The 15,390-nt window shown below is 57.5% G+C and carries 18 protein-coding genes; 8 read left to right on the top strand and 10 right to left on the bottom strand.

Annotation, left to right across the window (positions count from 1 at the left end; all coding sequences use genetic code 11):
- Positions 1-852 precede the first annotated feature (852 nt).
- The 3 genes from ACRESJ_RS23720 (at position 853) to ACRESJ_RS23710 (ending at position 2,351) form a co-directional block, all read left to right on the top strand.
- Positions 853-1,032, top strand: coding sequence for a type II toxin-antitoxin system HicA family toxin (locus ACRESJ_RS23720; protein WP_431760078.1), 180 nt, complete (start codon positions 853-855; stop codon positions 1,030-1,032).
- A gap of 37 nt (positions 1,033-1,069) precedes the next feature.
- Positions 1,070-1,477, top strand: a complete 408-nt coding sequence (locus tag ACRESJ_RS23715; RefSeq protein ID WP_431760077.1) for a type II toxin-antitoxin system HicB family antitoxin — start codon at positions 1,070-1,072, stop codon at positions 1,475-1,477.
- Between the two features lie 607 nt (positions 1,478-2,084).
- The gene (locus ACRESJ_RS23710) at positions 2,085-2,351 is read left to right on the top strand and encodes a short-chain dehydrogenase (protein WP_431760076.1); all 267 of its coding nucleotides are present in this window, start codon (positions 2,085-2,087) and stop codon (positions 2,349-2,351) included.
- A gap of 81 nt (positions 2,352-2,432) precedes the next feature.
- Here ACRESJ_RS23710 and tam read toward each other — a convergent pair whose 3' ends face one another.
- A complete protein-coding gene (gene tam, locus ACRESJ_RS23705) occupies positions 2,433-3,203 on the bottom strand; it encodes a trans-aconitate 2-methyltransferase (protein ID WP_431760075.1) in 771 nt (256 codons plus the stop codon).
- A gap of 152 nt (positions 3,204-3,355) precedes the next feature.
- Between tam and ACRESJ_RS23700 the strand changes: the two genes are divergently transcribed.
- The gene (locus tag ACRESJ_RS23700; RefSeq protein ID WP_431760074.1) at positions 3,356-3,766 is read left to right on the top strand and encodes a low affinity iron permease family protein; all 411 of its coding nucleotides are present in this window, start codon (positions 3,356-3,358) and stop codon (positions 3,764-3,766) included.
- Positions 3,767-3,787: 21 nt separating this feature from the next.
- Here ACRESJ_RS23700 and ACRESJ_RS23695 read toward each other — a convergent pair whose 3' ends face one another.
- The 4 genes from ACRESJ_RS23695 to ACRESJ_RS23680 all read right to left on the bottom strand — a co-directional run bounded on the left by ACRESJ_RS23695 (position 3,788) and on the right by ACRESJ_RS23680 (position 6,718).
- Positions 3,788-4,291: a DUF4142 domain-containing protein gene (locus ACRESJ_RS23695; RefSeq protein ID WP_431760073.1), complete on the bottom strand. Its 504-nt coding sequence runs from the start codon at positions 4,289-4,291 to the stop codon at positions 3,788-3,790.
- 71 nt (positions 4,292-4,362) lie between these two features.
- Positions 4,363-4,530: a stress protein gene (locus ACRESJ_RS23690; protein ID WP_431760072.1), complete on the bottom strand. Its 168-nt coding sequence runs from the start codon at positions 4,528-4,530 to the stop codon at positions 4,363-4,365.
- A 117-nt stretch (positions 4,531-4,647) separates the two neighbouring features.
- Complete coding sequence (locus tag ACRESJ_RS23685; protein ID WP_431760071.1) at positions 4,648-5,994, bottom strand: diguanylate cyclase domain-containing protein; 1,347 nt, start codon at positions 5,992-5,994, stop codon at positions 4,648-4,650.
- Between the two features lie 85 nt (positions 5,995-6,079).
- Entirely contained in the window at positions 6,080-6,718 is a 639-nt protein-coding gene (locus ACRESJ_RS23680) for a LysE family translocator (protein WP_431760070.1), read from the bottom strand.
- A 152-nt stretch (positions 6,719-6,870) separates the two neighbouring features.
- On the opposite strand from ACRESJ_RS23680, the gene ACRESJ_RS23675 reads away from it, so the two are divergent.
- Positions 6,871-7,110, top strand: coding sequence for a CopG family ribbon-helix-helix protein (locus ACRESJ_RS23675; RefSeq protein ID WP_431760079.1), 240 nt, complete (start codon positions 6,871-6,873; stop codon positions 7,108-7,110).
- Positions 7,100-7,384, top strand: coding sequence for a type II toxin-antitoxin system RelE/ParE family toxin (locus tag ACRESJ_RS23670; RefSeq protein WP_431760069.1), 285 nt, complete (start codon positions 7,100-7,102; stop codon positions 7,382-7,384). Before ACRESJ_RS23675 ends, ACRESJ_RS23670 begins: the two co-directional genes overlap by 11 nt.
- Positions 7,385-7,471: 87 nt before the next feature.
- Here ACRESJ_RS23670 and ACRESJ_RS23665 read toward each other — a convergent pair whose 3' ends face one another.
- The 4 genes from ACRESJ_RS23665 to ACRESJ_RS23650 all read right to left on the bottom strand — a co-directional run bounded on the left by ACRESJ_RS23665 (position 7,472) and on the right by ACRESJ_RS23650 (position 12,264).
- Positions 7,472-8,803, bottom strand: a complete 1,332-nt coding sequence (locus ACRESJ_RS23665; RefSeq protein ID WP_431760068.1) for an MFS transporter — start codon at positions 8,801-8,803, stop codon at positions 7,472-7,474.
- 183 nt (positions 8,804-8,986) lie between these two features.
- Positions 8,987-9,913: a hydroxymethylglutaryl-CoA lyase gene (locus ACRESJ_RS23660; RefSeq protein ID WP_431760067.1), complete on the bottom strand. Its 927-nt coding sequence runs from the start codon at positions 9,911-9,913 to the stop codon at positions 8,987-8,989.
- A complete protein-coding gene (locus tag ACRESJ_RS23655) occupies positions 9,910-11,103 on the bottom strand; it encodes a CaiB/BaiF CoA transferase family protein (protein WP_431760066.1) in 1,194 nt (397 codons plus the stop codon). Before ACRESJ_RS23655 ends, ACRESJ_RS23660 begins: the two co-directional genes overlap by 4 nt.
- A 252-nt stretch (positions 11,104-11,355) precedes the next feature.
- Complete coding sequence (locus ACRESJ_RS23650) at positions 11,356-12,264, bottom strand: LysR family transcriptional regulator (protein WP_431760065.1); 909 nt, start codon at positions 12,262-12,264, stop codon at positions 11,356-11,358.
- Positions 12,265-12,541: 277 nt separating this feature from the next.
- Between ACRESJ_RS23650 and ACRESJ_RS23645 the strand changes: the two genes are divergently transcribed.
- Positions 12,542-13,708: an MFS transporter gene (locus ACRESJ_RS23645; protein ID WP_431760064.1), complete on the top strand. Its 1,167-nt coding sequence runs from the start codon at positions 12,542-12,544 to the stop codon at positions 13,706-13,708.
- An 82-nt stretch (positions 13,709-13,790) separates the two neighbouring features.
- The gene (locus tag ACRESJ_RS23640; RefSeq protein ID WP_431760063.1) at positions 13,791-14,810 is read left to right on the top strand and encodes a DUF4917 family protein; all 1,020 of its coding nucleotides are present in this window, start codon (positions 13,791-13,793) and stop codon (positions 14,808-14,810) included.
- 96 nt (positions 14,811-14,906) lie between these two features.
- Here ACRESJ_RS23640 and ACRESJ_RS23635 read toward each other — a convergent pair whose 3' ends face one another.
- Positions 14,907-15,251, bottom strand: a complete 345-nt coding sequence (locus ACRESJ_RS23635) for a YegP family protein (RefSeq protein WP_431760062.1) — start codon at positions 15,249-15,251, stop codon at positions 14,907-14,909.
- Between the last annotated feature and the right edge of the window lie 139 nt (positions 15,252-15,390).

Here is a 15,390-nt window from a genome sequence, read left to right as displayed (position 1 = left end):
GAGTAACTTGTGATGCTGATAATCTTGTTGACTATCAGTCTGACTCCACAAGCACCCACACGAATTGCTTGATTCAGTTGTTAAAGAGCGGTTGGTTAAGATCTTTCGTCTCAACCGAGGCACAGATTCGACATCGACCTCTTTAATACCCTTAAAAGCTCGTGATTTTATCAATAAAATCAATTGCTTAAGCCGCGATCAACATCGAGTTGCTCGTCAGCGGGAGGCAAATAGTACAGCATTAAAATACGCGGTCAACCCCCACCTAGAAATTCTTTTTCCTTATCAAATACTCCACGATTGCCACTACGAAAACTGCCAAGGGCCGCACAAGACATCAGGGCTGTAGAGCCCCTTGGACACCCCATAGCTGAATCGCTCCATATTTCGAGGGTGCGGACCACTTTTGACTGCTCTCTGCCGGATTCGACAGACAGGACTCGGCCCAGAGTGTGTAAAAACGCTTTGGATGCAGAGGATTGGGTAATTGGTGGTTTTTCGCTGCGCTGGAGGCTGCCTTGGCCTCGATGTTCACCTTGGATAAAGCGCTTCATGGGCGATCCCTGCGATGAAATCCTCAGAAATCATAGCAAGGGTTCGCAGAGGCGTTTTTACACACTCTCTTGATGGACGGTTTTTTGTGTCCGGATTTCGAGCATCTCCGCTCCCGGTAAAACCCCGCGATACACAAACCTGATCAATTCAGGCCTACCCTCCACCCTGTCAGCATCACCCTCCTAGACTCGATTCCAGTCACTTAACCAACCAAACCAAAAGCGCTTTGGTGGGTATAGTGTTGATTAAGAACAATCAGTAGGTATAGTAACCACCAGCACACCACATGGAGGTGATGTGAATAGCCGATTTTTGATATGCCAACTCGTTGCAGACGGCTGGTATCTGGTACGTATCAGAGGTAGCCATCATCACTTCAAGCATCCGACCAAGCCGGGCTTGGTGACAGTTCCTCATCCAAAGAAAGACCTGCTCAAGAAAACGGCCATCAGTATTTTGCAACAGGCGCTGCTCTAACTAGCCCGTTGCGCTCAGTCCTCGGAGGACAACCAACATGCTTTACCCAATTGCGATTTCAATGGGCGACGACGAGCACGCCTGGGGAGTGGAAATCCCCGACATTCCGGGATGCTTTTCTGCGGGGGAGGATCTGGATGATGCGATGGCCATGGCTCGGGAAGCCATTGAAGGTCACTTCGAGATTCTGGCCGAGGACGGCTCACCCATTCCGCCCGCCAACAAAGTGACCCTGCATGCAGCCAACCCAAAATACACGGGGTGTACGTGGGCGCTGGTGGACATAGACGTGACCAAGTACCTGGGCAAGGCACAGAAACTAAACATCACCCTGCCCGGCTACCTGCTCAATCGCATTGATGAGTACGTGTTGCACCATCCGGAAGAGAAAAGCCGTTCCGGCTTTCTGGCTTCGGCAGCGCTCAAGGTGTTACAGCAAAGCTGATGTCGCGTCTTCCCTGATGTATTAACCGGCCCAAGTGGCTAATGCCAGTCAGTTAAGGAACTGTAGGAGCAGCCGGTCGACGCTCGATTGCTCGCGAAAAACGTTAACGATGACGCGAGCATCCGGAATGGTCGAGGCGTCTACAGGTTTTTCGCGAGCAAGCTCGCTCCTACAGAGACCTTCTTCGCTTAACTGACTGGCATTAGCCCAAGTGGCCGGTTTTTTTATGGGCGGGATTTAGTAGCGCAGTCGTGAAAGTCCGTGTAATTGTCGGCGAGCATCAAAAAAGGCAACGTCCTACACGACGCTGGGAAATGTCCGTACACTTGCGCGTTGCTGTGCCTTTGTCATGAGACCTATAGTCCGAGCGCGCCAAAATGGCGTATCGGGTTTGGCGACTCGATGTTCAATGGTATAGAACCCTCCGAGCTTTACTCGGAGGGTTTCTAATTGCACTTGGCTGCCTCTTTTTCGGTAGCTGTGCGTGGGAGACCTTCGGGTCTGCCGGTTTTACCATTGTCCGGTTCGCCAACCCGCGTACAGCTACCACCCTATTGTTTGGCGACAATTGAGTGGTAGGTCTTACACCTACAATTGGTAATCACTCATGAATGAATACATGGCTTTAACCAGCAACGCCGACGATTTACCCTCCTTGTACGTCAATACCACCCAACCCCTGCACTCACTACTCAGCACAGCTCGCTACAGAATTGGCGCAGTGACGCAGATCCTCGAAAACCTCGCGATGCGGGGAGATATAACCACCGACTCGGTCATCCTCAGCGACTTCGCATTGCTCTGCTGCATACCATTACGCGACGGATGCGATGTGCTGGACGTGATCGCTCGACGTATGGATGCCGAGTCGTAAAGACGTCAGATGCCCGAACGATTTCTTCCAGGGCTCCAGAGCGCTGATAAAAAGGGACGGATAGAAAGTCCCTTTTTCGTGTCAGCGAGTAGCAACGATAAACAACCGCGGAAACGGCAACAAAACCGAACCGTCGGCCAACGCCGGGTAGGCCTTTTCGATAGCGGCCAGATACTGCTTCAAAAACTGCGCACGCTCCGTCTCATCCAGCGGCTCGAGGAACGGCCGCAACCCGCTGCCCTTGAACCACTCGACCACGCCCGATGCGCCGTCGGCCAGAGGATGATGGTAAGTCGTGCGCCACACATCGACGCGGGTGCAAGAGGTTTTCAGCATCGAGTAGTAACCCTCGGCACCTTCCATTTCAGTGCGCTGCCCGGCGACACCCGCCAGTTTGCTTGCCCATGGACCGTCAGCCGCCACTTCACGCATCAAACGGTGCGAGGGCTGGTTGAGGTTGTCCGGCATCTGGATCGCCAGGCTGCCACCCGGTGAGAGCTTGCTCACCAGCGCGGGCAGCAACGTGGCGTGGTCCGGTAACCACTGCAACACTGCGTTGGCGAAAATCACATCGAATGGGCCGCTGTCACTCCAGGTGTCGATGCCGGCAACATCGAACTGGATCTGCGGCAAGCGCTTGCGGGCCGCCTCGATCATGTCGGTCGAACTGTCCAACCCGCGCACCGTGGCATTGGCAAAACGCTCAACCAGCAATTCGGTGGAGTTACCGGGGCCGCAACCGATATCGATGGCCAGGCGCACATCGGCGGCAGGAAGGGCGGCCAGCAAATCACGGGCGGGACGGGTGCGTTCATCTTCAAAAGCGACGTACTGTTTGGCGGACCAGCTCATTGCGTTCTCCTGTCGGTGTGTTGTCCTCGGCTCGCTACGATACCCCGTTGAACATCGCCAAAGGTTTCTGAAAACGGCTTCAAAGTCAGGTCGAATTTTTGCCCCGCCGCCACTGTCTGAAATTCAGGCGCACTCTTATAAGGAACACGGCCATGAAGTTTGCGAAAATCGCGCAAAAACTCGCCCTCTGGGCCGGTAGCCCCAAGACGTTCGTGGCTGCGATCATTCTGATTTTGCTGTGGGGATTGAGCGGGCCGCTTTTCAATTACAACGATACCTGGCAACTGGTCATCAACACCTCGACCACCATCATCACCTTCCTGATGGTGTTCCTGATCCAGAACACGCAAAACCGCGATACCGACATTTTGCATTTGAAGGTCGATGAGTTGCTGCGTGTAACGAAGGAAGCACAGAACGCGATGCTGGGCCTTGAAGCACTGGACCTCAAGGAACTGGAGGCACTGAGAAAGCACTATCGCAGCCTCGGCGAGGGCCAGACCATTGACCTGGATGGCACCGTCGTCCAGGTCAATGGTCAGGACAACTTGAAGAACTGCTGATGGGGCTCGCGCCCTTGCCTATCAACGACTGGCTTGCAGTGCCCGGGCCATTTGCAGGTGGTTTTGCAGTTTGGGCAGGGTTTCTTCGGCGAACGCCTTGATTTCAGGCACATCGGTGGTTTGTGCCGTTTGTTCCAGTTGCTCGATGGTTTCCTGCGTGGTCTTCACCTGACTGGCCGCATAAGCCTGGTCAAACGTTGTACCGTCCATGACTTGCGGCATCAGGGCCTTGGCCTTTTCCACCACTTCTTCACGGGGAGCTACTGGCAGATCCAGTTGTTTGGCGATTTTCGCCAAGTGCTGGTTGGCGGTGGTGCGGTCGTTGATCACGACGATGGTGTAGTCCTTGACCTCTTTGGATTCGGACTTCTGGTGCGCCAGGCGACTGGCTTCGATCTCCGCCACGCCTTTGGCCGAGGCATCGTTGATGAATTCGACGGGCGATTGGGCAAATGCACTGCTGGCACACAGGCCCAGTAACGTGGCAAAAGCGGCGTTGCATATGTGGGTGGCCATCCGTTTCATGGTCGCGCCCTCCTCTGAAAATTCAAACGGGAGCTTTCGCCCCCGTTTCTCATCAAAACTACCAACATCCATTAGCGAGACTTTTGCTCGCCTTGTCCGCCTTTACGGCCCATATCGGGTTTCGAAGGCTCTTTATCGACGGTTGTGGTGGTGGTTTTCCCACCTTTACGATCGGCTTCAGTTGCTTTGGTTCGATCGTTCGCGTGGTTTCCGGAGTTCGAGTTTCTTGAGTTAGGCATGATTCTCTACCTCTTGATGATGATCGCGGCGAGCTGTGGCCCGCATAGAATCTGAATTTTCGCGTATCAAAAGGTTTAGAAAACCTGAAATCCTCACGACGAACGGTGACGATTTTCTCAGACGAGTCGCAGGTGTTGCTGGCGCTTGGCGGTGTACATCGCCTCGTCGGCGTGACGGAACAACTGATTCTCTTCAGTGCCGTGTTCGGGGAATTGCGCCACGCCAATGCTCGGCTGGATGTTCAGGCTGTGCCCGTCAAGCCGCAGTGGCTGGCCCAGGACCTGACGGATTTTGCCGGCCACGCAGTCGGCGTCGCCCGAGGCATGGATGCTGTGCAGCAACACCACAAATTCGTCACCGCCAATGCGCGCCACGGTGTCGGTTTCGCGCACGCAGCCCTTGAGACGATTGGCCACGGTCTGCAGCAACATGTCGCCGACGGCATGGCCGTGGGTGTCGTTAACCTGCTTGAAGCGGTCGAGGTCGACATACAGCAGCGCCATTCGTCCGCACTCTTCGCGTGCGGCTTCTATTGCAGCCTTTAGCCGGTCACGCAGCAGTGCGCGGTTGGGCAACTGAGTCAACAGGTCGTACTGGGCCATGCGTTGCAGGCGCGCGTGCAGTTGCTTGCGCTCGATCGCCGTCGCGACTTGGGCGCAAACATACTGCAACAGCTCTTTATCCTGTTCCGTGTAGCGCTCACCGCCTGGAATGCTTTTGACGATCAATGCGCCAATGGTGCCGTTCTGCGAATTCAGCGGCACACCCAGCCAGCATGGCGAGTTCTGGCCGTCCACCAGCACCTCGAATCCCGCGGGGGGATTTTCCTGGCCCGGGGTCAGCAGGATTGGCAGACCGCTGCGGATAACCTCGGCACACAGGCGCGCGGTGATCGTACCGGGCTGCTCGAGTTGCGGCTCATGGTCATCGACGTGATAGGGAAAATGGAGCTCCGTACAGTTTTCGTCATACAACGCTACGGAAAAATTCAGTGCTGGCAGCCATTCGCCGATGATCAGATGGACACGCTTGAACAGCGCCAGCAAATCCTCCGCCGCATGTGCAGCTTCGGAAATCGCATACAGCGCCGCTTGTCGGGACTCGGCCTGTTTGCGCTCGGTGATATCGCGGGCCACGGCAATGCGTAGTTGGTCAACCTCCGACCAACGCGCCGACCAGAGGATGTGCACCACCCGGCCATCCTTGCGCAGGTAACGGTTTTCGAAATTGAGCTTGGGCTCGCCGCCCATGATCTCGCGTGCGGCATCGAGGGTGCGCTGGCGATCGGCCGGGTGGACCATATCGATCATCTGTTGGCCGACCATCTCGTCGGGGCTATAGCCGAAAACGCGCTCGCAGGCTGCGCTGACAAAAACGAAGCGACCTTGTTTGTCGACCGCGCAAACGGCATCCAGCAACAGATCGATGTAGCTCGCCAACGGAGCGGAATTTCTGGAGGTCATGTGCCGAGAGCATGTCCGAACAAAGCAGCCAAAAAAAACCATCCCTGACCGGTACTGCGCAACTGATGCATCCCTGCGATCAGCGTCAAGCCTTGTTCGTCACCAGCCCCGGCAAGGCATGGGCCAGGGCGTTGATGGCGAAACCGATGAACATCACACCGCACAAACGGGTAATCGCCAGTTCATGGCGCTGATACAAGGTGCGAACCCGCCGCGCCCCTACTATGCCAATGAGGATAGCGTAGGCGAAAAGGCCGCCGACAAAGCTCAGGAAGATCAACCACGGCAACATCGACCAGGTCAGAAGCTCCGCACGACTCGACAATAACGCGGTGAACGTGGCCACGGCCACCGGGTAAGCCTTCGGATTGGTCAGGCCGAACACGATGCCATGCCAGAACGGCTGACGAGCAGCCCCCTGTGGCGAGTCACCCGTGTTGCGACGCGCCCGCACCGCACGCCAACCGAGCCAGAACAGATAGAGGCCGCTGAGCAAGCCCAATACATCAAATGCCGTGCTGCCGATTTCCCGCGCACCGACGATTGCCACCAGGGCAGTGCTGCACCAGATCACATCCCCCAGCAAATGCCCGCAAAGAAACCCCGCCCCTGCCCGTCGCCCATGCGCCGCGCCGATGCCAAACACAGCCAAAACACCGGGACCCGGGGTAATGCCGTATATGAATCCCGAGGCGAGCACGGCCATTAGCAGCGAGTGGGTCATGGGAAGCCCTTTGAACGGTTTGGTGAATGGTGGCCAGTCTATATCAGGTGCTTGGTTGTCGGCTGAAAGATCTCGATAGACAAACGGGCTGGCACCGCCCCACAGATGACGGTGTAGTATGTTGTATTACAAATCACTACATCGAGACCATCATGTCAGTTATGTCTTTGCGCGTACCAGACGACATTGCCGATACCCTCGCTAATCTTTCTAAAGCTACGGGTCGCAGCAAATCATTTTTGGCTGTTGATGCCCTACGTCAATATCTGGCTCGAGAAGCTTGGCAAATTGAGGAAATTCAGAAAGCGTTGAAAGAAGCCGATGATGGCGACTTCGCAACCCAAGAGGAAGTGAACGCAATCGCTGACAAGTGGACGGCCAATGCGCATTGAGTGGTTGCGTACAGCGTTAAAGAATCTGGATGACGAAGCCGCGTACATTGCAATCGAAAATCCAAAAGCTGCTGCGGATTTTGTCCAGGCAATTTTCGCCAGTGTTGATCATCTTGCCCAATTTCCAGCCACGGGCCGTGAGGGACGCTTACCTGGGACACGAGAATGGGTCATGCCTGATCGCCCCTATTTGATTCCCTATCGGGTTCGCCAAGGTCGACTTCAGATACTACGAGTGTTTCACACGCGCCGACTTCCACCTTCGAGGTGGTGAAGGTTTAGTCTTGGAATAAGTCGCAGCCTCCGGCAACTCCTACAAGGATGCGTGGTCCCTGTAGGCGCTGCCGAAGGCTGCGATCTTTTACGCTTTATCGAGTGTTCGCAGCTTCTGCGGCAGCCCCCACATCAACAACGCCACGGCAATCAATGCACAGACACCGATGACATACAGCGCCGGTGTCGTACTGCCGGTCAGGTCCTTGATCCGGCCGACCATGACCGGGCTGACGATGCCGCCGAACTGGCCAAGGGTGTTGATGACCGCGATCCCGCCCGCCGCACCAGCACCCGCTCCGGCCAGCAGTTTTGGCGGCAGGGTCCAGAAGCTCGGGATGGAGGCGATGATCCCGGCGCCAAGCAAGCCCAGTGCAACGATCAGGAAGGTTGTGTGGTTGGCGAAGATACCTGCGCAGAAGAAACCGATGGCGCCGACGGCGACCAAGCCGGCGACAAACTTGCGACGCTCCCCAGTGGCATCAGACAAGCGTCCGATCACCACCATGCTGATTGCCCCGCAAATATACGGAATGGCGGTCAGCAGACCGATCATCACCGGGCTCTCAGTACCCGCGCTGCGAATCAGTTGCGGCGCCCAGAAGTTCAAGCCATAGGACGCCACTTGAATCAGGAAGTAGATCAGGCCGAGGGTCAAAAAACCCGGAATTCGCAACGCGGCCATTAACGAACCACCACTTTTGTGCGGTTCATGTTTGGCGATGCGGCTGGCCAGCAGCGTCTTTTCCGATGAGGTCAGCCAATGGGCGTCTTCGATGCGGTCCTTGAGTAAGGTCAGTACCAACAAACCAAGACCGATGCACGGCACACCACCGAGCAGGAACAGCCAGTGCCAGCCGCGCATCTGCAGCACGCCATCGAGGTGTTGCAACACCAGACCGGAGAACGGCGCGCCGAACAGGCCGGCGAAGGCCGACGCCAGGAACAGCATCGACGTGATGCGACCGCGGTAGTGCTGCGGGAACCACAGCGTCAGGTAATACAGCACCCCCGGCGCAAAACCGGCTTCCATCGCACCGATCAGGAACCGCAGCACGTAGAACTGCCATTCGCTGTTGACGAAGACCATCAAGGCCGTGGCCACGCCCCAGGACATCATGATCCGGGCGATCCAGCGACGGGCGCCGACCTTGTACAGCATCATGTTGCTCGGCACTTCGAAAATCACGTAACCGACCACGAACAACCCGGCGCCGAGGCCGTAGGCGGTATCGCTCAGGCTCAGGTCGGCCTGCAGCTGGAACTTGGCAAAGCTGATATTGATGCGGTCGAAAAAGGCAAACAGGTAGCAGACCATGATCAGCGGCATCAGGCGCCAGGCGACTTTGCTGACCAGGGCTTTTTCTTCATCGTGGCTAACGGCCGGGTTCGCCCCGGCCTCCATTGCATTGAGGCTCATAGCGTTTCTCCAGATGGACTTCCCGAGGGTGTCCGATTGTTTTTGTTGTCTGGTTAGGTGGCTCAGTGAAGGAGCTTTCATGTGGGAGCGGGCTTGCTCGCGAAGACGGCATCTCAGTCGACAACATTGCTGAATGTCAGACCGTATTCGCGAGCAAGCCCGCTCCCACAGAGGATGGGGTTGTCAGGTGGGGATCGGGTGCAGATCACAATTGCGCCCGGCCTTGGCCAGTTGACCGGGCACTTCATGCCCCAGCAGCGCTGGCAATTCTCGGGACAGCTTCAACAGCAGCGGAAGATCGATGCCCGTATCGATGCCGATTTCATCGCACAGGTTCACCAGGTCCTCCGTACAAATGTTGCCCGACGCACCCGGCGCGAACGGGCAACCGCCCAGGCCGCCGAGTGCCGCGTCGAAACGTCGAGCGCCGGCCTCGTAGGCGGCCAGCACATTGCACAAGCCAAGACCACGGGTGTTGTGAAAATGCAAAGTCAGATCCGCTGGCGAAACCCGCTGCAAAACCCGCCGCACCAAGCGGTCGATCTGGCGCGGGTTGGCCATGCCGGTGGTGTCGGCCAGGGTAATGCCCTGGATACCGAGTTCCTGGTAGGCCTCGACGATCTGTAACACCCGGTCTTCATCGATCTTGCCTTCGAACGGGCAGCCAAAGGTGGTGGCGATGCTGGCGTTGAGTCGCACTGTAGAGCCGTGCACGAACTGCACGATCTCGCCGAATGCGGCCAGTGAGTCTTCGCAGCGCATGCGCATGTTCGCCAGATTGTGGGTCTGGCTGGCAGACATCACCAGGTTCAACTCATCGGCGCTGCAAGCCAGCGCCCGTTGCGCGCCCTTGAGATTGGGGATCAACGCGACGTAGATCACCCCCGGCTTGCGGGTGATGCCCTTGAACACCCCTTCACCATCGCGCAGTGCAGGAATGGCTTTGGGCGAGACGAAGGAACCGGCTTCGATGCGGCTGAACCCGGCCAGTGACAGTTGATTGATCAGCGCGATTTTGTCGTCGGTTTCAACCCAGGTCGGCTCAATCTGCAAACCGTCGCGCGGGGAAACTTCCTGCACGATCAGGCGCTCGGAATAGTCAGTGATCATTGCACCACACCTTCAGTTTTCAGGCGCTCGATGTCTGCCGAGGTCAAACCCAGTTGCCCAAGAACACTGTCGGTGTGCTGGCCCAAACCAGGCCCCGACCAGTTCACGCCACCGGGGGTTTCGGAGAGCTTGGGCACGATTCCAGGCATCTTCACCGTGGCGCCGCCGGGCAATTGAGCGTTAAGCAGCATGTCACGCGCCTGGTAATGCGGGTCGGCAACGATGTCGGCCACCGAATAGATGCGCCCGGCCGGGACTTCGGCGGCTTCCAGCGCCACCAGTACGTCGTCGATGGGCAGGCTGCTGGTCCAATGGGTAATGGCTGCATCGAGCAAACCGCTCTTGGCCGCACGCCCGTCGTTGTGGGCGAACTCCTCTGCCTCGGCCAGATCCGCGCGGCCGATGGTATTCATCAAGCGACGATAGATCGGGTCACTGTTGCCAGCGATGACGACATAGGCGCCGTCCGCCGTGAGGTACGTGTTGGAAGGCGCGATACCCGGCAGCGCACCGCCGCTGCGCTCACGCACATGGCCGAGCATGTCGTATTCCGGCACCAGGCTTTCCATGACGTTGAACACGCTTTCGGCCAACGACACATCGACGATTTGCCCACCGCCCTGCCCGGTCTTGACCCGCAGCAGCGACATCAGCGCACCGATCACCGCGTGCAGCGACGCCAGGGAGTCACCGAGGCTCACGCCAACCCGCGCCGGCGGCGAACCGGGGGTGCCGGTGGTGTAGCGAATCCCGCCCATGGCCTCGCCGATGGCACCGAAACCCGGACGATCGCGGTACGGGCCGGTCTGTCCGTAACCGGAAATGCGCACCAGTGTCAGATTGGGGTTGAGGGCGTGCAGCACGTCCCAGCCCAGGCCAAGCTTTTCCAGGGCACCTGGGCGCAGGTTTTCGATCAGCACGTCGGCGCTGGTCGCCAGCTGCTTGACCAGTTCGATGCCTTCAGGGGATTTGAGGTTCAGCGCCAGCGACTTCTTGTTGCGCGATTGCAGGTACCACCACAGCGAAGTGCCTTCGTGCAGTTTGCGCCATTTGCGCAGGGGATCGCCCTGGCCCATGGCTTCGATCTTGATCACCTCGGCGCCGAACTCGGCAAGCATGCGCGCAGCGAACGGCGCGGCGATCAGCGTGCCGATCTCGATCACTTTGATTGCGCTCAGGGGGGCAGTCATCGCGGGGGACCTCTTGTTCTTGGAATATGGGCCAAGGCTAGAGGACAGCGGGCAAAGGAATCCAACCTTCAGTTGGCAACGACCGTTCGCGAAATGCGAACGCCGTAGGAATTCGTTGCGATTTTCAGTACGCCATCGCGGGCAAGCCCGCTCCCACAGGGACTTTCGATGTTTGCACAATTTGTGCTTCACATCGCCCACTGTGGGAGCGGGCTTGCCCGCGATGAGGCCGGTGCAATCGACCGGGATCGTTCACGCACAACTCCGCAAATGCTCAAACAACATCCGGCTCACCGGCGACAGCAGCGCCTCATCGCGCACCACCAGAATCAACGCCCGGTCCGACCATTCGTCCGTCAACGGCACCGCATGCAACCCCAACGCCCGACCAAACAATTCATAGGCCCGTTGCGGAAGCACACCAATGCCCATGTTGGCCTGGACCATGCGGCACATGGCGTCGAACCCCGGCACATGGATACGCACCCGCAAGACTTTGCCAGCCTCCCGCGCCGCCGCGTGGGTGCGCATGTTGATGGAACTGGCGGCGTGCAGGCCGACGTAATCGCTGTCCAGCGTGTCGGCGAAGGCCAGGCTCGATTGCTTGGCCAAAGGGTGATTCGGCGGCATCAACACCACCAGTTTGTCCTGGCGGTACAACACGCTGTGCAAGCCTTTGATGTCGCTATCGATGGAGCAAATTCCGAGGTCAGCCACGCCATCCAGAACACCCTGAATCACCCCGGCGCTCGGTCGTTCTTCGAGGTCGGTCTTGACCTGCGGGTGCCGCTCGGAAAAGTCCCGCAAGTCTTCGGGCAGGAACTGAATGATCGCCGACAGGTTGGCGAGCATCCGCACATAGCCACGCACACCGTGGCTATGCTCGCCCAGTTCCAGGCCCATTTTCTCGACATTGAACAGCATCTGCCGCGCGTGGTGCAGCAAGGTTTCCCCCGCAGGCGTCAGTGTCATGCCCTTGGCCTGACGTACGAACAGGCTGATGCCCAGCACTTGCTCCAACTCCATCAAGCGCTTGCTCGCTGCCGACACCGCAATCGCTTCACGGGCGGCGGCACGGGTCAGAGTGCCCTCTTCGTGGACAGCGACAAACAGTTGCAGGGTGATCAGGTCGAGGCGGCGGATCAGGCTTTTCTGCAGCATGAGTGGGCTCGATGTATTGGGCTCAGCGGGCTTGGCAGGATATCCCTCTTTTTCAACTTTTCGACAAGACAAATGCCTCACAACCCCATAAGCATCGTCCTACACATTTATTTCTCGTAACACTCAACCATCCCGGAATCACCTGCTTCAACGCTTTCACTGCTTCCCGTAGAGTCTGGATTGGCACAGGGTGCATTTCGAAAATGGGTCATTTAACTGAGCACCCCGAAACCCTAAAACCCTGAAGCCCCGAAAATTGAAACCCAAAGAAGGCGCCATGAAGAGCTCCACCACTCTCCTCATCACCTGCAGCACGGTTTTTCTCGCACAGTTGGGTATGAGTATTTACCTGCCCGCACTGCCGGAAATGGCTCGAAGCCTATCTACTGATGCCTCCCACGTCGCATGGGGATTGGCGATGTATTTGATTGGCATGGCGATGCCAATGCTGCTCTGGGGCAGTATCAGTCAACGCATTGGCCGAAAACCCATATTGCTCGCCGCGCTCGTTATCTATGGTTTAAGCAATATTGCGCTGCCATTGGGTCAGGGACTTGAGATGTTCCTGTTATTGCGACTGGTTCAGGGCATTGGCGCCAGCGGGATTTCAGTCATGGCGCGGGTGCTGATTCGCGACAGTTTCCAGGGTGAGTTGCTTGCCAAGGCGCTGTCCTGGCTTTCCATTTCCTTTGTGGTCGCGCTGGGGATCGGTCAATACCTGGGGTCGATCGTACAAACCGCACTTGGCTGGCCAGCCATTTTCCAGCTGCTGGGTGGTGCGAGTCTGTTGATGGCCGGGCTCGTAGCATGGGTCAGGTTTCCGATGCTTTCCGAGCACAACGTTTCGTCGTCCGCTCTCTCGTACTACTGTCGAATAATGCTTGATCGTGCCTTTCTTTTTCCGGCCCTCACCGGTGGCCTGGGTTACGGCGTAATCATCGCGTTCAATACCGCCGCGCCACTGATCCTGCAAGGATCGTTCAACTGGTCGGCCCTGGAGTATGGATTATTGGGCTGGCCGATCAGCGCGGCGTATTTTCTGGGGGCGCTGGGGGTCAACAGGTTCGTTCTGCGCACGGGTCGACACCGGCTGATGACGATAGGAGTGGGGCTGGTGCTGGTGGGAAGCACTGTAATGTTGTTTGGAAGCATTGCCGGCACTTCCATCGCTTGGTTGTTCTGGCTGCCTTACTGCTTTGCAGTGTTTGGCCAGTCTTTGAATTACCCGATCAGCCTGTCTCTGGCCAACGATGGCTCTCCAGTCAGCGGTGCCTATGCGATGGCCTTGAGTGGCTTTATCCATCAGCTGATGGCCGCAGCCATTGGAGGGATCGCCGGCCTGATTGCCAGCCAGGAGGCATGGCCCCTGTCTTTGTTGTGCACCCTGCTGGCCTTGGGCGCGATGTTTTGTGTGATGGCCCCATCAAATCGGAGAACGGCTTAGATCGCACTACGGAAAATCTGATTGCATGGTCGTGATAAAGTCGCCGCCCATCAGCCCCTTTTGCCGTGAGACGAACAACGCAATGACCGATTTCCTGGATGTCGACGCCCAACTTGAAGACTGGAACGTCCTGCGCACGAGCGCTGCGTTCGGCGGCCTGCTGGTGGGCAACGGCGCCAGCCGCGCGGTGTGGGACGATTTCGGTTACGAGTCGCTGTTCGAGAACGCTCGCACCGTCGAAGAAAAACCGCTGAGCCCTTCCGAGTTGAGTGTGTTCGACGCGATGCAAACCCGCAGTTTCGAACAGGTGCTGGGCGCACTGAAAACCACCAGCCGGGTCAACAAGGCGTTGGCCGTCAGCTCTGCGGCACCGCGCAATCGGTACTACGCCATCAAGGAAGCGCTGATCAACACGGTGCACGCTGTGCACATCCCGTGGCGCCTGGTGCAACCGTCAACCTTGACGACCATCAATCAGGAATTGAGCACCTATCGGACGGTGTTCACCACCAACTACGATTTGCTCAACTACTGGGCGTTGCAGCATCAGCCCGAGGCAATCACCGACTTGTTCCAGGGCGCCGAACCCGGTTTCGACTTGAGCGCCACGGCCACCGATGAAACCCGCCTGCTGTATCTGCACGGTGGCCTGCATTTGGTGCGAAACCAGGATGGCACCGCACGCAAACTGATGTCGACCGAGGGAGCGTTGCTGGGCAATTTCGCCATCAACAACACGATCAAGACCCTCGACGACGTGCCGCTGTTCGTCAACGAAGGCCCAAGCGCGGACAAGCTCAAGACCATTCGCAGCTCGGACTACCTGTCGTTCTGCTACGAGCAGCTACTGACTCACGGTGATGGATTGTGCATTTTCGGTCATGCGCTGGGCGAACAGGACAGCCATATCGTGCATGCCTTGCGCCTGGCCAAACCCAAGGTGTTGGCGATCTCGATTTATCCGCGCAGCCAGGCGTTTATCCAGCATCAGAAGCGCTATTACGCGAAGTTGTTTGAAGGCATGGGTATTGAATTGCGGTTTTTCGATTCGAAGACCCATGGGTTGGGGAGTCCGAAGTTGATGGTTCCAGTCGAAGTTTAGCGGTGATGCGGCTGACGCCATCGCGAGCAGGCTCGCTCCCACATTGGAAAGCATTACCCCTGTAAATCGAGCGCCTACAGGGGATGTGTACCGGGTTCAGAGCACCGGCAAGGTTTTGTCCTTGATCACTTTGCTCGGGCCATTGGCCTTCACACTGGCGATGCCTTTCTCCATGGCCGCAGCGGAGGAATAGGATTCGCTGCTGCCGATAATCTCGTGGTTTCCGGCCTTTAGATTGAAATAAGGATGGCCATCCTTGGTGGTTTTTTTCTCGTAGCGCTCATCCAGCGGGCTGTTGGCCTGCACCGATGCGATACCTTTGTCGGCCGCGGCGTGGGTGGTGTACAGCTCGCTGGTCAGAATGGTTTCGGCGTTTGCCGCCTTCAGCACAAACCTGAACTGACCGCTGCTGCTTTTACTCACTTCATACCATCCGGACATGCTGTTGCTCCTTGGCGATTGAGACGTTGCGCGCTTCAGAGTAAAGACCAGCCTGGTATTTCTGTCGCCTGTACCGGCCCCATCGCGGGCAAGCCCGCTCCCACAAGGATCGCGCTGAACCTGTGGGAGCGGGCTTGCC

The organism is Pseudomonas sp. (assembly GCF_050739655.1).
Classification (GTDB): domain Bacteria; phylum Pseudomonadota; class Gammaproteobacteria; order Pseudomonadales; family Pseudomonadaceae; genus Aquipseudomonas.
The sequence above is the reverse complement of the archived record's forward strand: the minus strand, read 5'-3'. Positions and strand labels throughout refer to the sequence as shown.